Source organism: Streptomyces sennicomposti (assembly GCF_019890635.1).
GTDB lineage: Bacteria > Actinomycetota > Actinomycetes > Streptomycetales > Streptomycetaceae > Streptomyces > Streptomyces sennicomposti.
In genome coordinates this window covers 1-17,711 of sequence record NZ_JAIOAB010000048.1, presented here as the reverse complement: position 1 = coordinate 17,711, position 17,711 = coordinate 1, and the positions used below count along the sequence as shown (strand labels likewise).

The following is a 17,711-nucleotide window of genomic DNA, read 5'->3' as shown; positions in this document are numbered from 1 at the left end:
TGCCCCGCGTCGACGGCAGGACCCGGCCCCGCCGTCACGACGGGACCCTGCCCCGCCGTCACGACGGCACCCGGCCGGGCCCTGCCGTCACGACGGGACCCTGTCCCGCCGTCACGACCGGAGCCGGACCCGCCGTCGCGGCGGGCCTAGACCGTGGCGTCCTTGCGGAGCCGGAACCAGTAGAAGCCGTGTCCCGCCATGGTCAGCAGATACGGCAGCTCCCCGATGGCCGGGAAGCGCACCCCGCCGAACAGCTCCACCGGGTGCCTGCCGTGGAAGGCGCTGAGGTCGAGTTCGGTGGGCTGGGCGAAGCGGGAGAAGTTGTGCACGCACAGCACGAGGTCGTCCTCGTACTCCCGCAGGAAGGCGATGACCGCCGGGTTGGAGGACGGCAGCTCCCGGTACGAGCCGAGTCCGAAGGCGAGGTTCTGCTTGCGGATCTCGATCATGCGGCGGGTCCAGTGCAGCAGCGAGGAGGGCGACGACATGGACGCCTCGACGTTGGTGACCTGGTAGCCGTAGACGGGGTCCATGATCGTGGGCAGGAAGAGCCGGCCGGGGTCGCTGGAGGAGAATCCGGCGTTGCGGTCGGGCGTCCACTGCATGGGGGTGCGCACGGCGTCGCGGTCGCCGAGCCAGATGTTGTCGCCCATGCCGATCTCGTCGCCGTAGTACAGGATCGGCGAGCCGGGCAGGGACAGCAGCAGGGCGGTGAACAGCTCGATCTGGTTGCGGTCGTTGTCCAGCAGCGGGGCCAGGCGACGGCGGATGCCGATGTTCGCGCGCATCCGCGGGTCTTTCGCGTACTCGGCCCACATGTAGTCGCGCTCTTCGTCGGTGACCATCTCCAGGGTCAGCTCGTCGTGGTTGCGCAGGAAGATGCCCCACTGGCAACTGGACGGAATGGCGGGCGTCTTGGCAAGGATCTCGGAGACCGGGTAGCGCGATTCCCTGCGCACCGCCATGAAGATGCGCGGCATCACCGGGAAATGGAACGCCATATGGCATTCGTCGCCGCCGGTGGTGTAGTCGCCGAAGTAGTCGACCACGTCCTCCGGCCACTGGTTCGCCTCGGCCAGCAGCACCTTGTCGGGGTACTGCGCGTCGATCTCCTTGCGCACCCGCTTCAGGAAGTCGTGCGTGGCCGGCAGGTTCTCGCAGTTGGTGCCCTCCTGCTGGTACAGGTACGGCACCGCGTCCAGCCGGAACCCGTCGATGCCGAGGTCCAGCCAGAACTTCAGCGCGGAGATCATCTCCTCCTGCACGGCCGGGTTCTCGTAGTTGAGGTCCGGCTGGTGGGAGAAGAACCGGTGCCAGTAGTACTGCTTGCGCACCGGGTCGTACGTCCAGTTCGACGCCTCGGTGTCGACGAAGATGATCCGGGCGTCCTGGTACTGCTTGTCGTCGTCGGCCCAGACGTAGTAGTCGCCGTAGGGGCCGGTGGGGTCCTTGCGGGACTCCTGGAACCACGGGTGCTGGTCGCTGGTGTGGTTCATGACGAAGTCGATGATGACGCGCATGCCGCGCTGGTGGGCGGCGTCCACGAACTCCACGAAGTCGGCGAGGTCGCCGAACTCGGGCAGCACGGCGGTGTAGTCGGAGACGTCGTAACCACCGTCCCTGAGGGGCGACTTGAAGAACGGCGGCAGCCACAGGCAGTCCACGCCCAGCCACTGCAGATAGTCCAGTTTGGCGGTCAGGCCCTTCAGGTCGCCGATGCCGTCGCCGTTGCTGTCCTGGAAGGAGCGGACCAGGACCTCGTAGAAGACGGCACGTTTGAACCACTCCGGGTCCCGGTCCTTGGCGGGTGTGTCCTCGAAGGTGTCCGGAACAGGCTCATTGACGATCATATGGTGGGTGACCCTCCGATCTGCGGGTTGGACGGTCGCAGAACCGTGCCGTGCTCGGCCGGGGGCCGGTCCCCGGATGTCCCGCCGACGACGAGCACATGTGCCCCGCCCGGTCCGAGACGCACATAGTTGGCCCTGCCCCAGTGATAGGTCTCGCCGGTGAGCTGATCGTGCACCGGCGCCGACTCGTGCCAGTCCAGGCCGAGTTGCGGCATGTCCAACGAGACCGTGGCCTCCTGGGTGTGGTGCGGGTCGAGGTTGGCGACCACCAGAACCGTGTTCGAGCCGCTCCGCTTCGAGTACGCGATCAGCTCGTCCTTGTCGGTGTGGTGGAAGCGCAGGTTGCGCAGCCGGTGCAGGGCGGGGTTGCGCCGGCGGATGTCGTTGAGGCGGGTGAGGAGGGGGGCGATGGTGCGGCCCTCGCGTTCGGCGGCGGCCCAGTCGCGGGGTTTGAGCTGGTACTTCTCCGAGTCGAGGTATTCCTCGCCGCCTTCTCTGAGGGGGGTGTTCTCGCAGAGTTCGTAGCCGCTGTAGATGCCCCAGGAGGGGGCGAGGGTGGCGGCGAGGACGGCGCGGACCTCGAAGGCGGGGCGGCCGCCGTGCTGGAGGTAGGCGTGGAGGATGTCGGGGGTGTTGGCGAAGAAGTTGGGCCGCATGTAGGAGGCGGCCTCCCCCGACAGTTCGGTGAGGTACTGCGTCAGTTCCTGTTTGGTGGTGCGCCAGGTGAAGTAGGTGTAGGACTGCTGGAAGCCGATCTGGGCGAGGGTGTGCATCATCGCGGGGCGGGTGAAGGCCTCGGCGAGGAAGACGACGTCGGGGTCGGTGGCGTTGACGGCGCCGATGACCCGTTCCCAGAAGACGACGGGTTTGGTGTGGGGGTTGTCGACGCGGAAGATGCGCACGCCGTGGTCCATCCAGTGGCGCAGGACGCGGACGGTCTCGGTGATCAGTCCGTCCATGTCGGCGTCGAAGGCGATGGGGTAGATGTCCTGGTACTTCTTGGGCGGGTTCTCGGCGTAGGCGATGGTGCCGTCGGGGCGGTGGTGGAACCACTCGGGGTGTTTGTGGACCCAGGGGTGGTCGGGGGAGCACTGGAGGGCGAAGTCGAGGGCGATCTCCAGGCCGAGTTCCCCGGCCTGGCGGACGAAGGCTTCGAAGTCGTCCAGGGTGCCCAGGGCGGGGTGGATGGCGTCGTGGCCGCCTTCGGGGGAGCCGATGGCCCAGGGGACGCCGACGTCGTCGGGGCCGGCGGTGAGGGTGTTGTTGGGGCCCTTGCGGAAGGTGGTGCCGATGGGGTGGATCGGGGGGAGGTAGACGACGTCGAAGCCCATCGCGGCGATGGCGGGCAGGCGGCGGGCGGCGGTGGCGAAGGTGCCGTGCGGCTGCTCGGGGGTGCCCTCGGAGCGGGGGAAGAACTCGTACCAGGCGCCGTACAGGGCGCGCTCGCGCTCGACCTGGAGGGGCAGCGGGTCGGAGGAGGTCACCAGCTCCCGCAGCGGATGCCGGGCGAGGACGGCCTCCACCTCCGGGGTCAGCGCCGCCGCCAGCCGGGAGGCGGCCGGGCGGCTGTCGTCGCGCAGGGCGGCCACGGCGGCCAGCACGGCCTGCCGCCCCTCGTCGTCGGCCGGCACGCCGTCGGCGACCCGCTCGTGCAGCCGGGCGCCCTCCTCCAGCACCAGCTCGGTGTCGATCCCCGCCGGGATCTTGATCTTCGCGTGGTGGCGCCAGGTGGCGATGGGGTCGCTCCAGGCCTCCACCGCGTAGGTCCAGCGGCCGGGCTCGCCCGCGGTGACGGTGGCGCCCCAGCGGTCGGTGCCGGGGGCCAGCTCCCGCATCGGCGTCCACGGACCCGGACGGCCCTCGGGATCGGTCAGCACCACGTTGGCGGCCACGGCGTCATGGCCCTCGCGGAACACGGTGGCGGTGATCTCGAACGACTCGCCGGTCACCGCCTTCGCGGGCCGGCGGCCGTGCTGGACGACCGGCCGGACGTCCAGCACGGGGATCCGCCCCACGGCGGTGGCCCCGTCCGCGGCGGCGTCCCGCGACGAGGGAGGTGCGTCGGATGCCCCGGACGCGGCCTGTGGACCGGCGTCGCGGGGGCGCTTGCTGGTGGTGCCGGGTGGTGCCGGGTGGTGCGTGGCGGGCATGACCGCTCCTGTCCGCGTCAACGAGGGTGTGGGCGGAGGTGGGTGGGGAGATGGGTCCTGCGGGGTCTGTCCGGAGGAACCGGGACGCGTATGTACCTGTGAATGTGCGTGGGGCCGGTCGGGTGTACCGGAGGAGCCTTCCCACCCTGTTCGGGTGAGCATTCCGGCACTTTGTTAACTACTCACGCGTATGTCTGCACACAAGACCGGCCGTCTCCGGCCAGGGGCCGGGCCGGCACCGGTGCTCCGCCACGGCGACCCCCTGTAGCTGCGTAAACGTGTTCGACAAGCCGGTCCCCGCCGCCCGTGGACGCCGGAGACCTGGCCGGATACCTCACTCACCGGTCGCGTACCCCGCACGCACACCACCACGCACCGCCTCTCGGCCCCGCGAGAATGGCCGATTCCCGGCGTGGCGGGACGAAGCCGATCAGGTCGCCCGGGCTGTGCGGGGGCGTCGGTCCCAGCGGGGGCCGCACCATGACCGGTACGGTGTTCGGGGTGACGGGGCGCACAGTGCCGTGCGTCCTTCCAGCGAAGCGCAGGGCGTCGTGCGCGCTTTCGGCGAAGCGTGCCGTGCCGTGCGTCCATCAGCGAACGCGCCGAGGTGGAATGTGAAGGCGATCCGTCGGTTCACCGTCCGTCCCGTTCTCCCCGAGCCCCTACGACCGCTCAGCGAGCTGGCCCGCAATCTGCGCTGGTCCTGGCACGCCGAGACGCGTGACCTCTTCCAGTCCGTCGACCCCGAGCGCTGGGCCTCCTCGGGCGGCGACCCGGTACGGCTGCTCGGCAGCGTGCGCCCGGCCCGGCTGGCCGAGCTGGCCGGCGACCGCCGGTTCCTGCGCCGGCTGACCGCCGCCGCCGACGATCTGCACGACTACATGAGCGGCGACCGCTGGTACCAGGAGCAGCCCCCGGGGCTGCCGGCCGCGATCGCCTACTTCTCGCCCGAGTTCGGCATCACCGCCGCCCTGCCGCAGTACTCCGGCGGCCTCGGCATCCTCGCCGGCGACCACCTCAAGGCGGCCAGCGACCTCGGCGCACCGCTGATCGGCGTCGGCCTGCTCTACCGGCACGGCTACTTCCGCCAGACCCTTTCCCGCGACGGCTGGCAGCAGGAGCACTATCCCGTCCTCGACCCCAACGAGCTGCCCGTCACCCAACTGGCCGAGGCCGACGGCGGCCCCGCCCGGATCTCCCTCGCGCTGCCCCGGGGCCGTTTCCTGCACGCCCGGATCTGGCTGGCCCAGGTCGGCCGCATCCCGCTGCTGCTGCTCGACTCCGACGTGGAGGAGAACGACCTCGGCGAGCGCGGCGTGACCGACCGGCTCTACGGCGGCGGCAGCGAGCACCGGCTCCTCCAGGAGATGCTGCTCGGCATAGGAGGGGTGCGGGCGGTGCGCACGTACTGCCGGCTCACCGGGCACCCCGAGCCGGAGGTGTTCCACACCAACGAGGGGCACGCCGGGTTCCTCGGGCTGGAGCGGATCGCGGAGCTGGCCGCCACCGGGCTCGACTTCGACTCCGCGCTGGAGTCGGTGCGCGCGGGCACGGTGTTCACCACCCACACCCCCGTCCCGGCCGGCATCGACCGCTTCGACCGGGAACTGGTCGCCCGGCACTTCGGGCCCGAGGCCGAGCTGCCCGGCATCGACGTGCAGCGCATCCTCCAGCTCGGCATGGAGACGTACCCGGGCGGCGAGCCGAACCTGTTCAACATGGCCGTGATGGGCCTCAGGCTCGCGCAGCGCGCCAACGGCGTCTCGCTGCTGCACGGCAAGGTCAGCCGGGAGATGTTCGCGGGGCTGTGGCCCGGGTTCGACGCCGACGAGGTGCCGATCACCTCGGTGACCAACGGGGTGCACGCCCCCACCTGGGTGGCGCCGGAGGTGTTCCGGCTCGGCGCCCGGCAGATCGGGGCGCAGCGCACCGAGGACGCGCTGTCGGTGGGCGGCTCGGACCGCTGGGACTCGGTCGCCGACATCGCGGACGAGGACATCTGGGAGCTGCGCCGGGAGCTGCGCGGGCAGCTGGTGGAGGAGGTGCGGCGGCGGCTGTGGGCGTCCTGGCGGCAGCGCGGCGCGGGCACCGCCGAGCTGGGCTGGGTGGACGGCGTCCTCGACCCCGACGTGCTGACGATCGGCTTCGCCCGCCGGGTGCCGTCGTACAAGCGGCTGACGCTGATGCTGCGCGACCGCGACCGGCTGATGGACCTGCTGCTGCATCCCGAGCGGCCGATCCAGATCGTGGTGGCGGGCAAGGCGCACCCGGCGGACGACGGCGGCAAGCGGCTCATCCAGGAGCTGGTCCGCTTCGCCGACGACCCGCGCGTGCGGCATCGGATCGTGTTCCTGCCGGACTACGGCATGGCGATGGCGCAGAAGCTGTACCACGGCTGCGACGTGTGGCTGAACAACCCGCTGCGGCCGCTGGAGGCGTGCGGCACCTCCGGGATGAAGGCGGCCCTCAACGGCTGCCTCAACCTGTCGGTGCTGGACGGCTGGTGGGACGAGTGGTACCAGCCCGACTTCGGCTGGGCGGTGCCGACCGCGGACGGCGCGGGCACCGACCCCGACCACCGCGACGACGTGGAGGCCGCCGCGCTGTACGACCTGCTGGAGCAGCGGGTGGCGCCCCGCTTCTACGAGCGCGGCCGCACCGGGCTGCCCGACCGCTGGATCGAGATGGTCCGCCGCACCCTGGCCCTGCTCGGCCCGAAGGTGCTGGCCGGGCGGATGGTCCGCGAGTACGTCGAGCGGCTGTACACCCCGGCGGCGCACGCGCACCGCGCGCTCGGTCCGGAGGCGGCGCGCGAGCTGGCCGCGTGGAAGGCGCGGGTGCGGGGCGCCTGGCAGGAGGTGACCGTCGACCACGTGGAGACCATCGCGGGCCCGCCCACCGCCGAACTCGGCAGCACGCTCGGCCTGCGGGTGCGGGTCGGGCTCGGCGGCCTCGGCCCGGAGGACATCGAGGTGCAGGCCGTCTCCGGGCGGGTCGACGAGGAGGACCGCATCGAGGACGCCACCGCGGTCCCGCTGAAGCCGGCGGGCGCCCCCGACGCGGACGGCCGCTGGGTCTACGAGGGCCCGCTCGCCCTGGACCGCACCGGCCCCTACGGCTACACGGTCCGCATCCTCCCCGCCCACCGGCTGCTCGCCTCCGGTGCGGAGATGGGCCTGATGACGGTTCCCTCGGAAGGGGCCACGGAGGAGGCGGGGGTGCTGCTGCGCTGAGCGCGCGCCCCGCGGACCGGGGCCGCCGCGGTGCGGCGGGGCTCCGGCGCGGGGGCAGGCGCGGCCTTGGGCGTCAGGCGTCCGGGGCCGCGCGTCAGGCGTCCGGGTCCGCGTCCGCGCACAGGTTGCGCAGCACCTTCGCGCAGCGGTGCGCGTAGGCGTGCTGGAAGGCCCGGGTGGCGGGGCCGCCGGCCCGGGCGTACCACTTGGCGGGGCGGCTGAAGGCGTTGACCGTGAGCCAGACCGTGCCGTCGCCGGTGCGGTCCACGACGAAGGACTCCTCGCCGCACTCCGGGTGGCCGGGCAGGGTGCCGTAGGCCCAGCCGGCGCGGCGGGGCTCCTCGACCGTCCAGACGACGCGGCAGGGCGCCTTGACGACGCCGGCCAGCGTGACGGTGACGTCCGCGCCGGGCGCGGCGCGTTCGGCGGCCGTGGTGACGCCGACCCCGAGGGCGCGGTGCATCTCCCAGGTGAGGACGGCCTCGGCGGCGCGCCGGAACACCGCCTCGCCCTCGCCGATGCGGGCGCGCACGAGCATCGGGCGGAAGCCGGGCGGGCAGTGTCCCTGTTCGCGGGTCGCGCCGACCTGCTCGTAGGTGAAGTGGGCCGAAGACATGGGACCCAAGAGTAGGGCGGCACCCGGGGGATTCCGCCTCCCGGGTGCCGCCGCGCGTCGACTACAGCCTGATCAGCTGACGTTCACCGCGGTCCAGGCGGCGGCGACCGCCTTGTACTCGGCGCTGGTCGAGCCGTACAGCGCCGAGGCCGCGCTCAGGGTCGCCGTGCGGGCGCCCTTGTAGTTGGTGGTGGACGTCATGTACGTGGTCAGCGCCTTGTACCAGATCTGCAGCGCCTTGTCCCGGCCGATGCCGGTGACCGCGGCGCCGTTGTACGTCGGCGAGTTGTAGCTGACGCCGTTGATCGTCTTCGCGCCGCTGCCCTCGGACAGCAGGTAGAAGAAGTGGTTGGCGACGCCGGACGAGTAGTGCACGTCCTTGTTGCCCACCGACGAGGACCAGTAGTCGGCGGAGCCGCCGTCCTTGCTGGGCTTGTCCATGTAGCGCAGCGGGGTGCCGTCGCCGTTGATGTTGATCTTCTCGCCGATGAGGTAGTCGCCCTTGTCGGAGGCGTTGTTGGCGTAGAACTCCACGCCGGTGCCGAAGATGTCGGACGTGGCCTCGTTCAGACCGCCGGACTCGCCGCTGTAGTTGAGGCCGGCGGTGTTGGAGGTGACGCCGTGGCTCATCTCGTGGCCGGCCACGTCCAGCGAGGTCAGCGGGTGGTTGTTGCCGGAGCCGTCGCCGTAGGTCATGCAGAAGCAGCTGTCGTCCCAGAAGGCGTTCACGTACGAGTTGCCGTAGTGGACGCGGGAGTAGGCGCCGACGCCGTTGTTCTTGATGCCGCTGCGGCCGAAGGTGGCCTTGTAGAAGTCCCAGGTCTCCTGCGCGCCGTAGGCGGCGTCGGCGGCCGCCGTCTGGTCGGTGGAGGAGCTGGAGGCGGCGCCGGTGCCCCACACGTTGTCGGCGTCGGTGAACAGCGAGCCGGTGCCGGAGGTCTTGTGCGCCAGGTTGTACGTCTTGTGGCCGCCGCGCGAGGTGTCGTACAGCTGGTACGTCGAGCCCGACAGGGTGGTGGTGAGGCTGACGGAGCCGGAGTACAGGGTCTTGCCGGTGCCGGTCGCGTTCTCGATGCCCTGGTACTCGAACAGCTTCTTGCCGGTGGCCGCGTCGGTGATGACGTGCAGCTGGTTCGGCGTGCCGTCGTCCTGGAGCCCGCCGACGACCGTCTCGTACGCCAGCACCGGGGTGCCGTCGCCCGCCCAGATGACCTTGCGCGGCGCCTGGTCGGCGGCGGAGGCGGCCGAGCCGGCGTCCTTGGCCAGGCCCACGGCCTGCTTCTCGGCCTTGGCCGGGGTGACCTTCGGCGTCAGCGAGGAGACCTTGATGGCCGCCTTGACGGCCTTGGTCACACCCTCGGTCTTGCCCGCCTTGGAGTGGACGATCAGGTCGCCGCCGAGGACGGGCAGGCCGGCGTAGGTGCGCTCGTAGCGGGTGTGCACCGTGCCGTCGGCGTCCTTCACGACGTCCTTGACGACGAGCTTCTCCTTGGCGCCCAGGCCTATGCTCTGCGCCGTCTCGGCCGCGTCGGTCTGCGCCTGCTGGATGAGCGAGGTGCGGGCCGCGGCGGTCAGGTCGGTGGGCGCCGCGGCGAGGGTGGTGGCGTCGGCCGGGACCTGCGCCGAGGCGCTGGTGGTCAGACCGGTGCTGAGCAGGGCGCCGGCGGCGACGGCGGTGGCGACGGCCAGGGTGGTGCGACGCGCGTAGCGGGGAGTCACACGAGCTCCTTTTGTGGGGGAGTCCGCCCGGCGTGGGGTTGCCGGACCGGAACGGGTGTCAGGTTGCTGTGCGGCGGGTGGAGGAAGACTGGCATCTAGGACGCGTACATGTCATGACCCTGAAGTGATGTTGGCCGAAAAGCGACCAGAGGGTTCATGTTTCGGCGATGTGAACGGGCGCCGCACCGGGTGTCCCAGCACCGGAGCGGCGCCCTGACCTGGGGTCACATCGGTCTACAAGAGACCTTTACGGGAACGTCAGTTTCCAGCCGTCGATGTAGCCGGTGTCCTGCGGACCCTTGTCCTGGACCTTCAGCTTCCAGGTCCCGTTGGCCGTCTGCGAGGACGCGTTGACCGTGTAGGTCTTGTGCACGTCCGGCGTCGGGTCGTAGCCGCTGCTCTTGAGCCGGTACGTCGTCCCGTTCGGACCCACCAGGTCGATCTGCAGGTCGCCGCTCCAGGTGTGCACGATGTCCACCGTGACCTGGAGGTTGGAGGGCGCGTTGCCGGTGCGCCCGGTGACCGAGATGGACGAGGTGACCGCCGAGCCGTAGTCCGGGATCTGCACGTCGGAGGTGTTCTCGAACGTGGAGCCGTCGCCCGGGTCGCCGGGGTCGCCGCCGCCGTCGGAGCGCGAGCCGACGTTCACGGCCGCCCACGCGTCCTGCACCGCCTTGTACTCGGCGCTGGTCGTCCCGTACAGCTCACCCGCCGCCGCGAGCGTGCCGGTGCGCGCCGAGGCGTAGTTGGTGGTCGAGGTGAACTTCGTGGTCAGCGCCCGGTACCAGATCTGCAGCGCCTTGTCCCGGCCGATGCCGGCGACCGGAAGCCCGTCCGAGGTGGGCGAGTTGTAGCTGACGCCGTTGATGACCTTGGCGCCGCTGCCCTCGCTCAGCAGGTAGAAGAAGTGGTTGGCGACGCCGGACGAGTAGTGCACGTCCTTGTTGCCCACCCCCGAGGACCAGGAGTCCGCCGAGGCGCCGTCCTTGCTCGGCTTGTCCATGTACCGCAGCGGCGTGCCGTCGCCGTTGATGTCGATCTTCTCGCCGATGAGGTAGTCGCCGACGTCCGTGCTGTTGGCGGCGTAGAACTCCACGCCGGTGCCGAAGATGTCGGAGGTGGCCTCGTTCAGACCGCCCGACTCCCCGCTGTAGTTGAGGCCCGCGGTGTTGGAGGTGACGCCGTGGCTCATCTCGTGGCCGGCCACGTCCAGCGAGGTCAGCGGGTCGCTGTTGCCCGAGCCGTCGCCGTAGGTCATGCAGAAGCAGCTGTCGTCCCAGAAGGCGTTCACGTACGAGTTGCCGTAGTGGACGCGGGAGTAGGCGCCGACGCCGTTGTTCTTGATGCCGTTGCGGCCGAAGGTGTTCTTGTAGAAGTCCCAGGTGACCGCCGCGCCGTAGTGGGCGTCGGCGGCCGCGGTGGCCGCGTTCGACGTGGTGCCGTTGCCCCAGGTGTCGCTGGTCTGGCTGAACAGCGTGCCGGTGCCCGACGTGCCGTGGTTCAGGTTGTACGTCTTGTGGCCGCCGCGCGCCCCGTCGGTCAGCGTGTACGACGAACCCGACTGGGTCGTCGTCAGCGAGACCTGGCCGCTGTACTGGGTGTTGCCGACACCGGTCTCGATGCCCTGGTAGCGGAACAGCTCCTTGCCGGTGCTCGCGTCGGTGATGACGTGCAGCTGGTTCGGCGTGCCGTCGTCCTGGAGCCCGCCGATCACCGTCTCGTACGCCAGCACCGGGGTGCCGCTCGCCGCCCAGACCACCTTGCGGGAGGACGGGGCCACCGAGGTCTTCTCCGCGCCGAGCGCCTGCGCGCTGCGCAGCGCCTGCTTCTCCGCGGTCGCCTTCGACACGGCCGGCGTGAGGCTGCGCACCTGCACGGCCGCGTTCGTGGCCTTCACGACCCGCTCGGTCTGCCCCGACTTCGCGGTGTCCACGACCAGGTCGCCGCCGAGGACGGGCAGACCGGCGTAGGTGCGCTCGTAGCGGGTGTGCAGGGTGCCGTCGGCGTCCTTCACGACGTCCTTGACGACCAGCTTCTCCTGCGCGCCGAGCCCGAGGTCCTTGGCCGTCGCGGCCTTGGCGCCGTCGGCGTCGCGGATCAGTTCGGCGCGCTGCGAGGGGGTGAGCTGCACGGCGACGTGCGCCGGGTTCGCCTTCCCGGGGTGCTGCGCCGGGGTGGGCGCGGCGCTGGCGGCGCCCGACTGGACGGCCGTGGCGATGAGGGCGGCGACGCCGGCCAGGGCGACGCCCGCGGCCCGGCGGTGGGTGATGTGGGAGGTGCGTCTGCGAGAGCTGCTGCTACTCAACACTGACTCCTTCTGCGTGGCCGCGGGTCGCGCGGCCATTTGGGGAGATCCGGGCGGGGGGTGAGCCGTCCGGGCAGAACTGCGAAGTGCCGAAGTGCGAGGTGCGTGGAACGCGGTGCGTCAAGCGCTGTGCGTGGTGCCGAGGTGCGTGCGCGGTGCGCGGTGCACGGCGCCCGGGGGCGGGGTGCCGGCCGGGCCACAGCCGGGAAACGGTGGGGGGTGCTGTGGTGTGGCTGTGAACGACCGAGGGGAAGAGTGGCAGGAGGACGCGGTGCTTGTCAGGACCGCGTCATCAACTTGGCCGGAAATCGTTCGTTGTCCGGATGTTCATGTTCGGTATACGGACCGGATGCGAGAACGGCGCGTGCTGCTGCTCCACTTCGCCGCGGCGGGCGGCGCGGCACGGAGCCCTGCCGCACGGCGACGTGCGACAGGGCTCGGGTGTTCGGGGGCCGGACGCCCCGGTGCGGTCAGCCGGCGGCGGGGTGCACCGTGGCGAACAGCCCGCGGGCGCGGGCGCCGTCCGGCAGGCCCCAGGCGCCGACGACATGGCCGATCGCCGACGGCGGCACAACCGGCCGCCCGTCCGGTTCGGCCCGCAGCACCCGGCGCAGCCGCAGGGTGGCGCCGTCCGGCGCGGACAGCCGGGTCTCCTCCCCGGCGTCGGCGGCCCCGGCGAAGCCGGCGGGCAGCGGGTCCGCGGTGGAGCGGGCGGCGGTGACCTCCTTGTCGGGGGTGTGACTGACGCTCTGCGCCTGCGCCTCGGCCCGGCCGTCGATCAGCGCCGCCAACCGCGCGACCAGCACCGGGTCCTGGCAGCCGTCGTAGACCCAGCGGCGGCCCAGGACGCCGTGCTCCGCAGTGCCGATCAGGGCCGCCTCACCGCCGTCGAGCGGGGCGCCGCGATAGGTGAGCGGCACCAGGTACGCGGCCGGGCGCGGCCCGGAGGAGTCGGCGGCCACCAGGAACTCGATCCCCACCTCGCCCTCCGGGTCGTCCAGCCGGAAGCCGCCCGCCTTGGCCAACTCCGGCGCGCCGGAGGCCCCCTGGTACCAGGAGCGGGTGGGGAGCCAGTCGGTGAGCAGCTCCAGCTTGGTCGGCTCGAGGGTGGTGTGGTGGATGACGGCCATGCCTGTGGGTCTCCTTCGGGTGGGTCGGTGGGGATGGGCGAGCGGCGGTGGCGATGTGCCGGTTGTCCGCGGGGGCCTGTGTGTGGGTGCGGGTGCCTGCGGGCGTCTGCGGGTGCTCACACCCTCGCACTCGGCCGGCGGACGGCGCGCCGCATTACCGCAGCGCGGCGGCCACCAGGTCCCGCAGCTGCCCGGCGGGCACGTTCCCGCCGTTCACCAGACGGTCGAAGACCAGACCGTCCACGCAGGTCAGCAGGGTGACGGTACGTCCCTCGGGATCGGCCACGCCCTGTGCGGCGAGGAACGCGCGCACGGCGTCGCGGGCCGCGTTCTCGCGCGGGGTGAGGATCTCGCGCAGCTCGGGGTGGTGCACGCTCTCGATGGCGCACGCGTAGCGGGCCAGGGAGCGGCGCCGGCCCGCTCCGGTGAGCCGGTGCTCGATGTGGGCGGCGAGGCCGGTCACCAGGTCCTTTGGGGTGCGCGGGAGAGGCGTCCGCTCGCCGGCTTCCTGGAGTTCCGCCTGGTCGAGGGCGACCAGACGGCGTACCAGCGCGGTGAGCAGGGCCTGGCGGGTGCGGAAGTAGGCGGAGGTGGTGCCGGCCGGCAGCCCGGCCGCGCGGTCCACCGCCCGGTGGGTCAGCCCGCGCATACCGCTGTCCGCGAGCACGTCGATGGCCGCGTCGGCGAGGAGGGCGCGTCGGTCGGTGGGCACCTCTTATTTCTACACCTGTAGAGAGGGTGGGGCGGGGCGGAGTAGGGTCTTCTACACCTGTAGAAGAGGTGGAAGGGGCGGTCATGGGCGGCAGCGGTGGCGGTGGCGGTGGCGTCGGCAGGGCGGTGGTCGTGGGCGGGGGCATCGGCGGGCTGGCCGCCGCGCTCGGGCTGCGGGCGATCGGCTGGGAGGTGACGGTCGCCGAACGGGCCGCCGCCCTGGCCGACGTCGGAGCCGGGATCTCCCTGCACGCCAACGGCCTGCGCGCGCTGGACGCGCTCGGCGTCGGCGACGCCGTCCGCGCGGCGGCCCGGCCCCAGTACACCGGCGGCACCCGCACCCCGGGCGGCCGGTGGCTGGCCCGGATGGACGGCGCGGCCCTGGAACGCAGGCTGGGCACGCCCATCGTCGGCATCCCCCGCGCCGACCTCCACCGCGCCCTGCGCGCCACCCTGCCGCCGGGATGCCTGCGGACGGGGTCGGAGGTGACCGCGGTGGAGGAGAGGAGCGGGGGGCGGGTGCGGGTGGTCGTGGGCGTCGGGGCCGACGAGGGTGCGGGCGACGGCACGGGCGACGGCATCACCGGGAGCGGGGGCGGGAGCGGGGGCGGGGACGGTCCGGCCGGGGCGCCTGCGCGGCGGGGCGGCGGCAGCGGTCCGACCGGGGCGGCGCCCGTACGGCAGGACGCCGACGGAGGGCCGCCGCCGGCGTCCGTCGGGCGCGACGTCCTGGAGGCCGATCTCGTCGTGGCCGCCGACGGCGTCGACAGCCGCCTGCGCGCCCGCCTGTTCCCGCACCACCCGGGCCCCGCCTACAGCGGCTCCACCGTCCTGCGCGCGATCACCGAGGGGCCGGTCGACGTGGACGGCGACTTCGCGCTCACCTGGGGCGGGGGAGCGGAATTCGGCCACATCCTCTTCCGCGACGGCCGGGCCGAGTGGCACGCCGTGCTCAACGCGCCGCCCGGCGCACGGTACGCCGACCCGCTCGGCGCACTGCGCCGCCGGTTCGCCGGCTGGCACGACCCGATCCCCGCGCTGCTGGCGGCCACCCGGCCCGAGGCCGTCCTGCACCACGACATCCACGAACTGCGCACACCGCTGCCGTCCTACGCCGTCGGCCGGACCGCCCTCCTCGGCGACGCTGCGCACGCCATGACGCCGAACCTCGGGCAGGGGGCCTGCCAGGCGCTGGAGGACGCGGTCACGCTCGCGCACGCGCTGGCCCACGAGCCGGGCATCGAGGCCGCGCTGACCCGCTACGACGCGCTGCGCCGCCCGCGCAGCCAGTCCGTCGCCCGCGCGGCACGGCAGGCCGGGCGCATGGGCCAGCGGCTGTCCCACCCGCTGGCCACCGGGGCCCGCGATACGGCCCTGCGCCTGGCCCCGGCCGGAGCGGCCCTGCGGGCCATCCTCCGGCACGCGAACTGGGTCCCGCCGGCGCTGCCCTGACGCGGCCCGCCCGGACCGGCCGGCTCTTCGGGGCACGGCGTACTCGGCCCTCGGCCTCAGGGGCGGGCCCGGTGGGGCTGCCCGGCGAACCGCCCCGGCGGGGCCGCCCGGTGCGCCACCCCCGGCCGCCACCCTGGGCCGAGCCGTCCCGCGTACCTCTGCCGGGCCGTTCCCGCACACCTCTGCTGGGCCGCCCCCGCACACCTCCGCCGAGCTGTCCCCGCTTACCTCCGCCGGGCCGTTCCCTGCGCTCCCGCAGGGGCGTCCCCGGCCCTTCCCGTGGGGGAGCCCGCGCCGGCCCCGGTGGAACTCACACCGCGCGGGGTGGGGCCCCGCCGTCCCTGGGGGAGCCCGCACCGTTCCGGGCGGAACCGCCGCCGTCCCCGGAGGCGGCTCTGGCGGTGCCTTCGTCGTCCCCGGTCCCGGGCTCGGCTGTGCCTCCGTCGTCCCCGTGCCATGTGCGCCACAGCGCCGCGTACGCGCCGCCGGCCGCCACCAGGTCGTCGTGGGTGCCGAGTTCGGTCAGGCGGCCGGACTCCATGACCGCCACCCGGTCCGCGTCGTGGGCGGTGTGCAGGCGGTGGGCGACGGCGATGACCGTGCGGCCCTTCAGCACGGCGGCCAGGGCGCGTTCGGTGTGGCGGGCCGTCGCCGGGTCCAGCAGCGCGGTCGCCTCGTCCAGGACGAGCGTGTGCGGGTCGGCCAGCACCACCCGCGCCAGCGCCAGTTGCTGCGCCCGCGAGCCGTCCGTACGGACGCCCTCCGCCCCCAGCTCGGTGTCCAGGCCGGACTCCAGCTCCCGTACCCACCCGTCCGCGCCCACGGCGGCCAGCGCCGCCCACAACCGCGCGTCCGGGGCGGCCGGTTCGGCGATGCGCAGATTGTCGCGGACCGTGCCGAGGAAGACGTGGTGCTCCTGGGTGACGAGGACGACCTGGCGGCGCAGCCGCTCCGGTTCCAGGTCCGCGATCGGCACCCCGCCCACCGTCACCGCCCCCGCCGTCGGCGCGTCCACGCCCGCCAGGAGCCGGCTCAGCGTGGTCTTGCCCGCGCCGGACGGCCCCACCACGGCCAGCCGCTCCCCGGGCCGCACCGTCAGATCGACCCCGGCCAGCACCTCGCCGCCGCGCTCGTAGGCGTAGCGCGCCCCCACCACGTCGATCCGGTCGTCCGCCGGTACGGGCGAACCGGCCGTCCCGCTCGCCCGCAGCGCATGCGCCACGCCCTCCACGCGGGCGAACGAGGCCCCGCTGCTCTGGAGTTGCTCCACCTGCATCAGGATCTGGTCCAGCGGCTCGGTCAACTGCCGCAGATACAGGGCGGCGGCCACCACCGCGCCCAGGGACACCGCGCCGCGCGCGTGCAGGAACCCGCCGAGCAGCAGCACCCCGGCCACCGGCAGGGCGTAGGACGCGTCCACCGCCGGGAAGAACACACTGCGCAGGAACAGGGTGTGCAGCCGGGTGCGGCGGGCCTCGTCCAGTGCGCGCCGGCTCGCCGCGACCCGCCGCCCGGCCAGCCCGAACGCCTCCACCGTGCGGGCCCCGGCGGCCGTCGCCGCGAGGATCTCCGCGACATCGGAGGTGGCCGCCCCCTCGGCGAGGTAGGCGGTCCGCGCCCGGCGCAGATACCAGCGCAGCGCCAGCTAGATCGGCGTCAGCGTCAGTACGCCGACGGCTCCCAGCAGCGGGTCGATCACGAACACCGCGACCAGGACGGCCAGCGCCTGCATCCCGCACACCAGCAGTTCGGGCCCCGCGTCGCGCAGGGTGGTGCCGACGGTCGACACGTCGGCGGTGCCGCGCGTGGTCAGGTCGCCGGTGCCGGCCCGCTCCACCACCGAGGCGGGCAGCGCCAGCGCCCGGTCCACGAACTCCTCCCGCACCCGGGCGAGGGTGCGCTCGCCGAAGCGGTGGCCCAGGTAGCGGGCGTAGCGGGCCAGCAGCAGCTGCGCCAGCGCGCACATGAGGATGGCGAGCGCCATCCGGTCCACGCCGTCCGGGCCGCCGCCCGCCCGGACGTGGTCGACGATCCGGCCCAGCAGCCACGGCCCGGCCAGGGCCGCCGCGGCGGCGAGCACGTTCAGCAGCAGGACGGCCGTGAAGGCCCGCCCGTCGGCCCGGACCAGCCGCCCCGCGGCCCGCCGCACCTCCCGAACCCCGGCGACCGGCAACCGCCCCTCCGCGATCCCCGGAGACTCCGCGCCCCCACCACCCGCCGCCCGCCCCACGACCCGCGCATCACCCGCGGCCGAAGACCGCCCCTCGCCGGGGCCGGCGACCGCTGCCCGCTCCTCGCCCGGTCCGGTGTCCGGCGCTCGCTCCTCGCCGGGGGCGGTGACTGGTGGCCGCTCCTCGCTGAGGTCGGTGTCCGGCGCTCGCTCCTTGCCGGGATCGGCGATCGACGGCAGTCCCTCCGAGGAGCGGCCGCCCGGAAGCCGTCCCTCGCCGAGGCCTTCGGCCGACGGCCGGGCCTCCGCGGCCCCACCGACCGGCAGCCGTCCCTCCGGTGAGCCGTCACCCGGCAGCCGCCCCTCTGCAGGGCC

At 73.1% G+C, this 17,711-nt stretch carries 9 protein-coding genes and 2 pseudogenes; 2 read left to right on the top strand and 9 right to left on the bottom strand.

The features are described 5' to 3' along the window. Positions 1 to 146: 146 nt before the first annotated feature. Together treS and K7787_RS23295 are read right to left on the bottom strand one after the other, a co-directional pair. A complete protein-coding gene (treS, locus tag K7787_RS23300; protein WP_164393587.1) occupies positions 147 to 1,850 on the bottom strand; it encodes a maltose alpha-D-glucosyltransferase in 1,704 nt (567 codons plus the stop codon). Further along, positions 1,847 to 4,000 (bottom strand): alpha-1,4-glucan--maltose-1-phosphate maltosyltransferase, encoded by a 2,154-nt coding sequence (locus K7787_RS23295; protein WP_223002798.1) that lies wholly within the window; start codon positions 3,998 to 4,000, stop codon positions 1,847 to 1,849. Before K7787_RS23295 ends, treS begins: the two co-directional genes overlap by 4 nt. 614 nt (positions 4,001 to 4,614) lie before the next feature. On the opposite strand from K7787_RS23295, the gene K7787_RS23290 reads away from it, so the two are divergent. Continuing rightward, positions 4,615 to 7,233 (top strand): glycosyltransferase family 1 protein, encoded by a 2,619-nt coding sequence (locus K7787_RS23290; RefSeq protein ID WP_223002797.1) that lies wholly within the window; start codon positions 4,615 to 4,617, stop codon positions 7,231 to 7,233. A gap of 94 nt (positions 7,234 to 7,327) precedes the next feature. On the opposite strand, the gene K7787_RS23285 is transcribed toward K7787_RS23290, so the two are convergent. The 5 genes from K7787_RS23285 to K7787_RS23265 form a co-directional block, all read right to left on the bottom strand. Next, positions 7,328 to 7,849, bottom strand: a complete 522-nt coding sequence (locus K7787_RS23285) for a DUF1990 domain-containing protein (protein ID WP_019983120.1) — start codon at positions 7,847 to 7,849, stop codon at positions 7,328 to 7,330. Between the two features lie 72 nt (positions 7,850 to 7,921). Beyond that, on the bottom strand, positions 7,922 to 9,568 hold the full coding sequence (locus K7787_RS23280; RefSeq protein WP_223002796.1) for a M4 family metallopeptidase: 1,647 nt from the start codon (positions 9,566 to 9,568) through the stop codon (positions 7,922 to 7,924). Between the two features lie 247 nt (positions 9,569 to 9,815). Then, the gene (locus K7787_RS23275) at positions 9,816 to 11,873 is read right to left on the bottom strand and encodes a M4 family metallopeptidase (protein ID WP_223002795.1); all 2,058 of its coding nucleotides are present in this window, start codon (positions 11,871 to 11,873) and stop codon (positions 9,816 to 9,818) included. Between the two features lie 470 nt (positions 11,874 to 12,343). After that, a complete protein-coding gene (locus K7787_RS23270) occupies positions 12,344 to 13,003 on the bottom strand; it encodes a maltokinase N-terminal cap-like domain-containing protein (protein ID WP_223002794.1) in 660 nt (219 codons plus the stop codon). A 154-nt stretch (positions 13,004 to 13,157) separates the two neighbouring features. Continuing rightward, positions 13,158 to 13,715: a TetR/AcrR family transcriptional regulator gene (locus tag K7787_RS23265; protein ID WP_223002793.1), complete on the bottom strand. Its 558-nt coding sequence runs from the start codon at positions 13,713 to 13,715 to the stop codon at positions 13,158 to 13,160. A gap of 83 nt (positions 13,716 to 13,798) precedes the next feature. Here K7787_RS23265 and K7787_RS23260 point away from each other — a divergent pair, with 83 nt between their 5' ends. Continuing rightward, entirely contained in the window at positions 13,799 to 15,166 is a 1,368-nt protein-coding gene (locus K7787_RS23260; protein WP_247721199.1) for an FAD-dependent monooxygenase, read from the top strand. Positions 15,167 to 15,476: 310 nt separating this feature from the next. Here the strand turns inward: K7787_RS23260 and K7787_RS32515 are convergent. Continuing rightward, a pseudogene (locus K7787_RS32515) lies at positions 15,477 to 16,280 on the bottom strand (ABC transporter ATP-binding protein); the annotation flags it as partial. 186 nt (positions 16,281 to 16,466) lie between these two features. Further along, positions 16,467 to 17,315, bottom strand: a pseudogene (locus K7787_RS32510) (ABC transporter transmembrane domain-containing protein); the annotation flags it as partial. Positions 17,316 to 17,711 lie beyond the last annotated feature (396 nt).

Excerpts from the sequence above, each read along its gene's own strand:
- treS (WP_164393587.1), bottom strand. The coding sequence starts at position 1,850 with ATGATCGTCAATGAGCCTGTTCCGGACACCTTCGAGGACACACCCGCC.
- K7787_RS23295 (WP_223002798.1), bottom strand. The coding sequence starts at position 4,000 with ATGCCCGCCACGCACCACCCGGCACCACCCGGCACCACCAGCAAGCGC.
- K7787_RS23285 (WP_019983120.1), bottom strand. The coding sequence starts at position 7,849 with ATGTCTTCGGCCCACTTCACCTACGAGCAGGTCGGCGCGACCCGCGAA.
- K7787_RS23270 (WP_223002794.1), bottom strand. The coding sequence starts at position 13,003 with ATGGCCGTCATCCACCACACCACCCTCGAGCCGACCAAGCTGGAGCTG.
- K7787_RS23260 (WP_247721199.1), top strand. The coding sequence starts at position 13,799 with ATGGGCGGCAGCGGTGGCGGTGGCGGTGGCGTCGGCAGGGCGGTGGTC.